At 59.3% G+C, this 12420-nt stretch carries 3 protein-coding genes; 2 read left to right on the forward strand and 1 reads right to left on the reverse strand.

Features of this window, described 5'->3' with window-relative positions; translation table 11 throughout:
* Window positions 1-19: 19 nt before the first annotated feature.
* Window positions 20-1444, reverse strand: coding sequence for a sensor histidine kinase (locus ACSV9I_RS09745; protein ID WP_438328665.1), 1425 nt, complete (start codon window positions 1442-1444; stop codon window positions 20-22).
* A 317-nt stretch (window positions 1445-1761) separates the two neighbouring features.
* On the opposite strand from ACSV9I_RS09745, the gene ACSV9I_RS09750 reads away from it, so the two are divergent.
* Both ACSV9I_RS09750 and ACSV9I_RS09755 read left to right on the forward strand, forming a co-directional pair.
* Entirely contained in the window at window positions 1762-10617 is an 8856-nt protein-coding gene (locus tag ACSV9I_RS09750; protein WP_438328666.1) for a peroxidase family protein, read from the forward strand.
* 78 nt (window positions 10618-10695) lie between these two features.
* Window positions 10696-12414, forward strand: a complete 1719-nt coding sequence (locus ACSV9I_RS09755) for a type I secretion system permease/ATPase (protein ID WP_438328667.1) — start codon at window positions 10696-10698, stop codon at window positions 12412-12414.
* Window positions 12415-12420 lie beyond the last annotated feature (6 nt).

The following is a 12420-nucleotide window of genomic DNA, read 5'->3' on the forward strand; positions in this document are numbered from 1 at the left end:
TTGGGTGGCGTGTCCCGCCTCAGTCCGCACCTAGCGGGAGACTTGCGACTGCAAATGTTCCGTTCTTGCGCGGAAAGTAGCGCATCCTGCCACCGAAATTTCGGATGCGACGTTTCTGGCTGACCTTGCCCAGGCGTGATCTCTGGACTTCGCTCTTCGAGGCAAGGACCGGTTTTTTTCCGATATCGACGACGGCGACATAAAGTTTTCCTGCGCGGCAGTGATAGCGGACGAGATTGCGGTTGTCTGGCGCGTGGCGGTAGCTGTTGAGGAGCCCTTCAAGCACGAAACGATAGAGGCAAATCGATAGATCGGGAATGCGTAGTTCCGAACGAAGCCGGCCTTCGACTGGAGCTTCGCGTCCGGTAATCTCGAGATAGCGTTTGGCTGCCAGATGGATCGCCTCGTCGACCGTTGTTTCTTCCAGCTCAGGCAGGACCAACCCGGCAGAAAGATGCCGGATTTCGTCAAGCACATTGGTGACTAGGTCGATCGCCTTGTGAAGCGCTTCCCTGCGTGTCTCGGGAGATATGTTCTGTTTTGTGCTCGACAGGTCGCTCAGGCGAAGCTTTACCAAGGTCAGAAGCTGGACCGAACCGTCATGGAGATCGGAACCGATCTGATCCAGAATTCGCTCATTCAGCTTGCCGGCCTCAACGCGGGCATTTTCTGCCAGCAAGCGGAGCCTGTTGTTCTCGACGGAAAGCTCGATCGCATTGCGCAGGCTTTCCCGCAATGTTCGCCTCTGATGCTCGATCAGCCGGGCGCCTTTGCGAACCACCAGATAGAGAAGAGAGAGCATCGGTACAGAGATCAGGAGGACGACGGCCATCGATTTGTGGCGCGTGCCAAGGATCTGCTGCTCGAGCACGACGGATTCTTCGTAGATTTCACCTGCAAGCAGAACCTTGCCGTCACTGTCGCTGACCAGTGGTGCGTAGACTTCAAGCAGGGGCTCGACCTGTTCTTCCTCGCTGTAGTCGTGTTTGGCAATCGTCGTACGCGACACAACCGTTTCCCCTTGGAGGGCGCGTGCCAGCTCATCAAAAACGATCGGGGCCGGCGAGGGCTCTTCCTTCGGGAAGATCTGGCGTCCATCGGCCGACCATATCTTGATGAAGCGGATGCGTTGGCCGATTGGCCCCTGGCCGATCAGGGCAGAGATGCTGACCTCAAACGTCTCGTTGAATTCGAAGTTACCCGACGGGGTCGTCTGGACGAGTGGTGCAATCAGCGTCTGCATGCGTACTGCGCCGGCAGAGCCGGCTGCATTCAGCGCTGCGGTCTCCACCTGCGCTGCGGTGAAGAAGCTGACGCCTGCCATCAGGCTGAAGACGATCACCGAGGCCGCGATCAGGAATTGCGCAGACAAGGACAGTTCTGAAAGCTTGCCCCAGAACCTCCAGATCAGACTTGGCTGCGAAAGACTGTTCTTTGCCTTCATGGTGCTCGACTGTCCGATGCTGTCTCCGGCGCTGTCTGGAACTCCGGCCCGGTCCCTGCAGAGTAAGCATAAATCCTGCAGCCGGTGGGACATTTCTTGGTTTTCGCCAGTATCGACGATTTTTCCTTGGCGTCCATGGTCTGAAAACTATCGGACCATGGTCTGAAACTGGATAGGACCTAGGGCGCATACATTGTGAGACCTAGTTCCCTTCAATCGTTCCGTGGTTGTGAGAAGCTTCGAACCTGACAAAGTCCTGACAAACCCCTGTCAGAACGCCGATCAAGCTCACGGAGGCGGGGATTTCCCGAAGCGTCATGGTTCACATCAATCAGCACGACCTCGAATTCATCCTGAAGCAGATCAAGATCGCCGAAGCGAATTCGACGGCGCATTCGGGTAGTTTTTCCGCCGACCTAAAGGAAATCTGGTCCGATGCCGCGGGGAATACCTACACGCTGGATGCGGAGGGTTTCCCGATCAATAGCGCGGGTGAGCGGATCGTTATCGAGAATGTCGAGCAGACGGTCACCAGCCTTGGGCTAACCCAGGCGATCAGTGCTGACCATGTTCCCTACGGTCTGCGCACGGTGGACGGCAGCTACAACAACCTTGCGGAGGGGCGCGAGGATTGGGGTTCCGCAGACCAACCCTTTGTTCGGTTGCTGGAGCAGGGTTGGCGCGTCAGCGACGGCGATACCTTCCGACTGTTCACAGGCTTTTCCCAGGCGGGGCCGAGCTTCACGACGATATCGAACAGTGCCTATAACCCCACGGGTGCGGTTGCAGACGCCGATCCGCGGCTGATCTCCAACCTGATCGTTGACCAGACATTGGCCAATCCGGCCGCCATTTACACGGCGCTGGTTCAGTCGGGCTATTCCGGCGACATCATGGCGGCGGTTGATGCCATTCGCGCAGACTTCAACGAAGCACTCGAAGATGCAAAGGCTGCGAACACCACGCAGAAGACCGTTGCCGTGCTTGCCGCGGAGGCGACTGCGGGGATCGCTGGCAATCTGGAAGCGACCTACGGCATCAGGTTTGACGGTCCGTCGGTGCTGATTGAGAATGTGGCGCCCGACGAAGGCCTCTCGGCACCCTACAATTCCTGGTTTACGCTGTTCGGCCAGTTTTTCGACCACGGCCTCGACCTGGTCGAAAAGGGGGGCAATGATAAGATCTACATTCCGCTGTCTCCCGATGACCCGCTTTATGTTCCGGGCAGCTTCACCAATTACATGGTGCTCACCCGTGCGCCGGAACAGCCCCGCAATTTCACGACGCCTTTCGTCGACCAGAACCAGACCTATTCGTCCACGGCTTCAAAGCAGCTGTTCCTGCGGGAATACAAGCTCGATGCCGATGGCAAGCCGGTCGCGACAGGCCATTTGCTTGAAGGTGCCAAGGGGATCGCAACCTGGGGCGAAGTGAAGGATCAGGCTCGAGACATTCTGGGGATTGACCTCTCGGACGAATATGTCGGAAGCGTTCCGCTCTTCCTCATGGACGCTTACGGTGAGTTCATTCGCGGCCCCAACGGTTTCCCGCAGCTGATAACCGCCAATGGCCTGGTCGAAGGCAATCCCGACGCGCCAATCAGCCTGAGCAACGCAGTTCTCACCGGGCACGCCTTCCTGGATGATATCGCGCATAATGCGGTTCCTGGTCTTGTCGATCACGATCGCAATCCATCAACCGCCGCCATTCTCAAAATGGCAGATGCCGATGGTGATGCCGGGAATGCCATTCCTCTCAACAACGTCGGGCAGGCAACGACCTATGACGATGAACTGCTCGATGCCCACTTTGTCACCGGTGATGGTCGCGGCAATGAGAACATTGGCCTGACCGCTGTTCACCACATCTTCCATTCCGAACACAACAACACGGTGGAGCAGGTCAAGGTGCGCGCCATTGAGGCCGCGCAAAACGGTGATCTCGGCTTCCTGAACGAGTGGCTTGCGACAGACGTTCAGGAATTGCCCGAGGATCTTGGCACGTTAAATTGGGACGGTGAGCGCCTGTTCCAGGCCGCCCGCTTCACCACGGAAATGCAGTACCAGCATCTGGTCTTTGAGGAATTTGCTCGGAAGATCCAGCCAGATGTCGATGCCTTTGTCTTCAATCCGTCCATGGACATCGATCCGGCGATCTTCGCCGAGTTCGCCCATGTCGTCTATCGCTTCGGTCATTCGATGCTGAATGAGACGGTCGACAGCGTTGATGCGGATGGCGTCGGTTCTTCCATGGACCTGTTCGATGCCTTCCTCAACCCGATTGCCTATGCGTCGGGCGCTGTTACGGCCGAGCAGGGGGCTGGCGCCGTCATTCGCGGCATGACCGGTCAGGTCGGCAACGAGATCGACGAATTTGTCACCGACGTTCTGCGCAACCATCTGGTCGGCATCCCGCTTGACCTTGCCGCCCTCAACATCGCCCGAGGCCGTGAAACCGGCATCCCGAGCCTGAATGCGGCGCGTGCTCAGTTCAAGGAAATCGCCAATGGCGATAGCCAGCTCGACCCTTACAAGAACTGGGTCGATTTCGGCATGAACTTGAAGAACCCGGCTTCGATCGTGAACTTCATCGCGGCTTATGGCACGCATTCTTCGATTACAACGGTGCTGGATCCTGCCGCGGTGACACCGCAAAATCCGACCGGCAGTCGCGCCACGACGATGGAGGAAAGGCGCGACGCGGCGATGAAGCTGGTCTTCGGTGGCCAAGGCGCGCCGGCTGATCGTCTCGACTTCCTCAATGGCACAGGCGCCTATGCAGATCTCGGCGGCTTGAACGATGTCGATCTCTGGATTGGCGGCCTTGCCGAAAAGAAGATGGCCTTCGGCGGCATGCTGGGGTCCACTTTCTCCTTTGTCTTCGAACTCCAGCTTGAAAATCTGCAGAATGGAGATCGCTTCTACTATCTGTCACGCACACAGGGCCTTAACCTGCTGAACGAGCTGGAAGCGAACTCCCTGGCCGAACTCGTCATTCGCAACACGGACATTGGCGAGTCTGGCTATGCAGTTCCGGGCGACATATTCTCCGTTCCCGATCATGTGCTCTATGTCGATCCGTTGGAGCAGGGCAAGTGGGTCGGTCCCGATCCGATGGGGAGTGATCCGTTCCAGAACGCGCTGGCTCCAATGGTGCAGCGTGGCGCCAACTTCATCCAGTTCAACAGCCTCGATCATGCCCTAATCCAGGGCACGAACCAGGCGGATACGATCATTTCCGGTGGTGGCGACGACACTGTCTGGGGGCGTGGCGGCAATGACCGGATCGAAGCGGGTTATGGCGTCGACAAGGTCCATGGCGGCGAGGGCGACGATATCATCACCAATTCTGGCACGGATATCGGCGAGACCGATTTCCTCATGGGCGAAGAAGGAAATGACGTTGTCCATGGCGGCTCCGGCCTTGCGCTGGTCTTCGGCAATCAGGGCTCTGACGTTCTGATCTCCGGGCCCGACGGCAAGGAAATGTTCGGCGGGGAAGGCGACGACTTCATGCTCGGCGGCGAAGGCGGCGACTTCCTGCTTGGCAATGAAGGCGACGACTGGATCGAGGGCGGCAACGGCTTTGATACGACGGCCGGTGACAATTCCGAGCTGTTCTTCAACTCGACGATCCTTGGCCATGACGTCATGTTCGCTGGTCAGAACGAACACGACTTTGATGCCGAATCCGGCGACGACATTATGGTGCAGGGCGAGAGCGTCATGCGCAATGAAGGCATGTGGGGGTATGACTGGGCAGCCTACAAGGGCACGGCCAAAGCAGCGGATGCGGACCTGCTCACGCCGATCTTCACCACGGACCAGCAGGATATCCTGCGCAACCGCTTCGACGCTGTCGAAGGCCTGTCCGGTTACAAGGCGAACGATCTCCTCAAAGGGGATCATCGCTCCACGGCGTTCCCTTCGACGCCTGATCCGGAAGCGGAACCAGGCGCAAACCTCGCCGGTGCCGAAAACACGATGGTCAAGCATCACCTGAGCCAGGCTGGCATCGACCGGATCTCCGGCCTTCGCGAACTTCTCGGCGATCTGGTTCAGAATACGAATGCGGTCGGCGAGGCAGCCCGCGAAGCACAGATCGCCTTTGATGCCGGCAACATTCTTCTCGGCGGTGGCGGCAGCGACACAATCGAAGGCCGTGGCGGCGACGATGTGATCGATGGTGACAAGTGGTTGAACATTCGCATTCGCATCACTACGCCAAACGCGACCTATACCGCAGACAGTCTGGCTGGACCGATCTATCTTCAATCCCAGCTGGTCAACGGGGAAATCCCGACGAATGCCGCCCCGGCCCTTGGCGGTAAAACGCTATCGGAACTGTTGCTCGATCGTGCGATCCTTCCCGGGCAGATGGAAATCGTCCGTGAAATCGTCGATGGCGGCCAGAATGGTGACACTGACGTCGCCGTCTATTCGGATGTGCGGGCGAATTATGCCTTCGAACTGAATGAAGATGGCAGTCTGACGGTGACGCACGTGACGGTCGATCCCGATGGGACGCTTGGGCTGGTCAATTCTGACGGGCAGGACCGTCTGAGCAATATTGAGACCCTTCGCTTCGCCGACGGTGACGCATCAGTCGCCGAGCTCTTCAATCGCGAACCTTCGATTACATCCAATGGCGGCGGTGCGACTGCGGCAACCACGGTCGGAGAAAACAGCTCGATCGTGACAACCGTAACGGCCAACGATCCGGATGCTGGCCAGGTGCTCACCTATTCAATTGCTGGGGGTGCCGATGCTGCTTTGTTTGCGATCGATCCATCCACCGGGATCCTGACATTCCTTGCGCCACCGAACTTTGAGGCTCCAACCGATGTCGGTGCCAACAATGTCTACGATGTGGTCGTTCAAGTATCCGATGGACTTGCCATTGATACACAGGCACTTGCCGTTACGGTCTCCAACGTCAATGAAGGTCAGAGCGGTTCACCCGTGATTTCCGATCTGACACCCACGAGGCCACAACAACTTTCCGTGGATACGTCGGGGATCGCGGACCCGGACGGACTTGGCGCTTTCTCCTTCCAATGGCGTATGTCGGTCGACAATGGCGCGACCTGGACGAATATTGCCGGTGCAACGGCTGCAACTTTCACGCCCGGTGGCGCGCAAGTTGGTAACCTTTTGCGGGTTGACGTATCCTATGTTGACGGAAGCGGCGCCGTCACAACGCTGACATCGACACCAACTGCTGCCGTGGGCGATACCGTTACCGGAACCGTCTTCGGCGAAACGCTCAATGGGACTGCTGGTGCTGATGTTCTGGCCGGGGCGATCGGCAACGACACGGTGAATGGCGGCGCCGGCGATGACGTGATTTCTTGGACCGTCAGAAACACCGGGTTCCCTGGATTCGGTATCGCTGACGGCCGTGACTTCGTCGATGGCGGCGCTGGCAGCAACGATACCTTCGTCGTCAACGGCAACAACCAGACGGAAACCTACCGCATCTACGCCCGTGCCGATTGGTTGGTGCTGAATCCCTTCGCGCCCCTCAATGTCAACACCGAGATCATCATCACCCGTAACGGTACGACCAACGCCAACGTTATCGCGGAACTCGACAATATCGAGGAGATCATCATCAATACCGGTCCCGGCAATGACCAGGTCATTGCAATCGGTAACTTCAATCCGACGAGCCTGAACTTCAATACCATCACGATCGATGGTTCGGAGGGCAACGATACGGCCGATATTTCGGATCTGGCATCTGCACACCGCATCCTGTTCCGCTCGGCCGGTGGCCAAGATACGATCCTTGGAACCCTGCGTGCCCAGGATGTGATCGAGATCCCTGCGGGTGCAAACCCGACGGACTATGCGCTGACGGTCAACGGCAACGGGTCCAAGACGCTCTCGAACGGAACGCACTCGATCACCTTCTCGGGCGACGTGCCGCAGCTTGCGCCGCCGAGCGATCATGGTGGCAGCACCACCGTTCCAATTCTCGGTCCTAGCGGTCCATTCGAATATACGGCCCGCGATATCGAGGGGCTGACCAACCTGATCAAAGGGCTGCCTGCCTATGCAGGGAATGATGATACGGAAGGGGCTGGTGGCGTTCGCGACCTGTCCGGCGCCGGCAACAATCTTGCCAATCCGACCTCTGGCAATGCCGATCAACCCTTCATCCGTCTCACCGATGCCCGTTATGGCGATGGTGTCGTGACTGACGCCCAGAATAACATCATCAATCGGGCGCTAAACCCGATCTTTGATGGGCTTGATGCGCGCGCCATTTCCAACATCCTGGGTGACCAGGAGGACGGACTGCCGAAAGCACCGAACCAGGCCAATATCTTCTTCATGGCCTTTGGCCAGTATTTCGACCACGGGCTGGACTTCCTGCCCAAGGGCGGGGCCGGCAAGGTGATCATCGACGGTGTCGACATTCCCGGACCGACGGCTGCAAACTTCACCGACCTCACGCGTGGCTCGCTTGCCGAGCCACTCCAGTCGGCGACGGATGTTCCTGAGCACATCAACAAGACATCGCCCTTTGTCGATCAGAACCAGGTCTATGGGTCGAATACGATCGTTGGTCAGTTCCTGCGGGAAACGGACGGCCATGGTGGCGTCGGCTCTCATATCCTGATGGGGACCGCTGATCCGTCGGCACCCGGCCAGCACTTGATGTCGACCCTGCGCGAACTGCTGGACCACCACCGCGAAGCGGGCACAGTCTTCAAGGGACCGGGCCTTGGTACGTCTGGTATGACGATCGACCAGTATTACCCCACGCTGTGGAACAGCACGTCGAACAGCTATGACATGACAATTGTCCGGACACTTGCCGGCAACTTCATGGGCTCCAGCCATGCGCTGCTGCTCGATGCCAATCCGATCATCAGCCCGCTCGACCACTATATCGGTGGTGATGGTCGTGCGAACGAGAACTTCACGCTGACCTCGATGCACACCATCTGGGCCCGCAACCACAACTTCCATGTCGAGAAGCTGCTGGACGCCGGTTTTGTCGGGACGGAAGAAGAGCTGTTCCAGGCCGCCAAGATGGTGAACGAGGCCGAGTACCAGCGCGTCGTCTTCACCGAATTCGCCGATGCGCTGATCGGTGGTATCCAGGGTAATGGCGACCACGGGTTCGAGGCCTATAACGAAAATGCGACGGCGAGCATCAGCCATGAATTCGCTGCCGCGGTCTATCGCATCGGCCATTCGCTGATCGGCGACACCGTGACAGTAAAGGGACCGGACGGGCAGAACTACTCGGTCAACCTGTTCGATGCGTTCCTGAATCCAACCAATGACGTGTTCACGCCTGGGCAGCTGCAGCAACTTCAGGCGATGGGCTATAATCCACAGCCCGGATATGAGCAGCTTGGCACAGGGGCGATTCTGTCCGGGATCGTCGAGCAGCCGGCGGAAGATGTTGACTTCAACGTTGTGGATGCCGTTCGGAACGACCTCGTTCGTATCCGCGGCGACCTCTTCGCTTTCAACGTTGCTCGTGGTCGCGATGTTGGTCTCGGTACACTGAATCAGGTCAAGGCGGACCTGAAGGCTTCGACCGATCCCTATGTGAAGTTTGCGGTCGATTTCCTGGAGGCCAATGGCGGTTCGATGAACCCCTATTCGAGCTGGCAGGACTTCAAGCTGCGCAATGGCCTGACCGACGTCGTGCTCGCCCAGTTCATGGCGGCCTATCCAGACCTCGTGTTGCAGGCAGATCAGATCGCTGCTTTCAAGGCTATCAATGGCAACATCGTTGCAGTCCAGGAGGACGGCACCGGGCTGGTCAAGGGGATCGACCGCGTCGACCTGTGGGTCGGTGGTCTGGCTGAAAAGCACTTCAATGGAGGCATGGCCGGTGACACCTTCTGGGTCGTTCTGCATGAGCAGTTCGACCGCCTGCAGGAAGCTGACCGGTTCTACTACACAGAGCGCTTCGACAACTTCGATCTCTATGAGAACTTCATCGATGGCCAGAACTTCGCGGACATCGTCGCTCGCAATACCGGTCTGGCCGGTTTGCCCGAGGATATCTTCTCCTCCGACGTGGAGGACGGCGTTGGCAATGGCGACGGCGAGGGTGAAGGTGAAGACGATGGTGACGGCGATGGCGATGGCCAGACCGACCCTGACGGCGACAACGGCGACGGCGACGGTGATGGAAGTGTCGACGATGGCGACGATGAAGACGACGGCGACACGGACGGTGAAGGGGATGGCGACGGGGACTCTGACGGTGACGGCGATAGCGATGGAGAAGACGATGGCGGCGTCACGCCGACGCCGACACCTGTTCCCGTGGCTGCGCTCACCCTGATCGGCACGGCTGCTGCGGATGCACTCTTGGGGGCATCCGGGGACGACACGATCCTGGGCGGTGCCGGGACCGATGTATTGGCCGGCCAGGGAGGCTCGGACATTCTGCGCGGTGAGGACGGCGACGATGTCGTGACAGGTGGCGACGGCAATGATGTCGTCAATGCGGGTCTCGGCGATGACGAGGTCCATGCCGGGGAAGGTGCGGACATTGTCTTTGGTGGTGCCGGCGCGGACCTGATCTTCGGCGATGGCGGCAATGACGTGATCGAGGGTGGGGCCGGGGATGACCGGGTCTGGGGCGGTGCCGGCGACGACACTGTGATTGCAACGCTGTCGGATGGCAACGACGTCTACTACGGCGAAGCAGGTCGCGACACGCTGGACTATGCGGCGACCAATGCCAACCTGACAGTCGACCTTGGCAATGGCTTCAACCAGCGCGGCTCGGTGAGCGGCGGGACGACGGGCTCCGATACGTTCTACGGTTTCGAGAGTTTCGTCGGCGGTTCGGGTCATGACACGATCATCGCGTCTTCTGCAGTCAATGTTATCGACGGCGGGCTGGGCGACGACGTGTTCAAGTTCTCGTCCGCAGCGGTTGCCAATGGTGACACGGTCTACGGCTTCCAAACCGGCGACCGGATCGACTTCACCGGCATGGGCTCGATGAAGCTCGAGGCAGGCCAGACCATTGATGCGATCGGCGACGTGACCATTACGCATGAGGTGCGCGACGGCGAGGAGTTCACGGTGATCCGCGGCAATACGCAGGGCGACACGGCTTCGGACTTCGAACTCCTGCTGCATGGCCGCCACAACCTGACGGTCAACGACTTCCTCGGCGTTTCCTAAGGGCAGCGAAGACAGACTGTCCGCCCCGGGCGGGGGCGGACAGGAGCAGCGTATCTGGATTACCGATTGGGGCGCGTCATGAGCAAGTCATCGAATTACAAGCTGTCCGGCATCGGTCTTCTGACCGGTTTTGTCTTTGGACTGTCGGGGATCATCAATATCCTGGCGCTGACTGGCGCTTTCTACATGCTGCAGATCTATGACCGGGCGCTGACCAGCGGTAGCGTTCCGACACTGGTCTGGCTCTCGGTCATTGCTCTTGGACTCTACCTGTTCCAGGGCCTGTTTGACATTATCCGCTCGCAGCTTCTGGTACGTTTCGGTGCCAATGTCGATCGGCAGATCGCGCCACTCGTGCATCGCGTGGTGATGGACATGCCGCGCTTCGGCTATTCGACGGCGGAAGCCTCCGAGCGCGGGCGCGATGTCGATACGGTGCGTGGCTTCCTCTCCGGTGCCGGCCCGGTCGCGCTGTTTGACCTGCCGTGGATCCCGGTTTACCTGGTCTTTGTCTGGCTGTTGCATCCCATGCTCGGCATGCTGACGCTTGGTGGTGCCGCCTTCCTCGCCTGTCTGACGATCGCTGCCGAACTTCTTTCGCGTCGCCATGCCAAGGAAATGACGCGGGCCTCGATCCAGCGCAACACGGTTTCGGACAACAATGTCCGCAATGGCGATATCCTCTATTCAATGGGCATGACCGAACGCGCGCTCGACCGTTTCGAAAGCGCCAATCGTCGCCATCTCGATACGCAGACCGCGACCTCTGATATTGCCGGGACCTTTGCCGGGATCTCCAAGGTGCTGCGCATGATGCTGCAGTCGGCAACGCTTGGGCTTGGGGCTTACCTCACGATCCAGGGCGAGATGTCGGCGGGCGCGATCATTGCCTCGTCCATCGTGACGGGTCGCGCGCTTGCCCCCGTCGATCAGGCGATCGCCCAGTGGAAAGGCGTGATCTCGGCGCGCCGCAGTTGGTCGCGCATCAAGGATACGCTGGCCGTGCTCGACAAACCGAAGACGCAGTTCGATCTGCCCGCACCGAGCGAGGGCCTCGTGGTTGAAGGCATGACAACGGTTGCCCCGACGACGGGCACGGTGCTTCTCAGCGATGTCTCGTTCCAGCTCATGGCCGGCCAGGCGCTGGCTCTGATCGGTCCCTCCGGCGGCGGCAAGACCACGCTTGCCCGCTCACTGCTCGGCATCTGGCCGCTGCTGCGCGGTGCGGTGCGGATCGACGGTGCGGATCTGAAGCAGTGGCCAACCCGTTTCTTCACCGAGAATATCGGCTATCTGCCGCAGGACGTGGCGCTGCTCGACGGGACGGTTGCCGACAATATCGCTCGATTCGACCCGGATGCCGATGCCAAGATGATCTTCCGGGCAGCCCGGGCGGCCGGCATCCACGACTTGATCGTGCGGCTTCCGAACGGATACCAGACCCAGATCGGCCCTGGCGGACAGGCACTGTCGGCAGGTCAGCGGCAGCGCATCGCGCTTGCCCGTGCGCTTTACGGCGATCCCTTCCTGATCGTGCTCGACGAGCCGAACTCCAACCTCGATTCCGAGGGCGAGGAAGCGCTGATGAAGGCGATCGTTAAGGTGCGCGAACGTGGCGGTATCGTCGTCATCGTCGCCCATCGCCCCAGTGCCCTTCAGGCGGTCGACATGGTCGGCGTCGTCCAGGGTGGCAAGCTCGTGTCGTTCGGGCCAAAGGAAGACATCATCAAGGTCCCGGCCAACACCTCCGAGAAAAAGATGCGCCCGATGCGGGTTATGCCCATGGCGGCAGAGTGAGGAGGC

Origin of the sequence: Rhizobium sp. G187, from assembly GCF_051549525.1 — a bacterium.
GTDB lineage: Bacteria > Pseudomonadota > Alphaproteobacteria > Rhizobiales > Rhizobiaceae > Allorhizobium.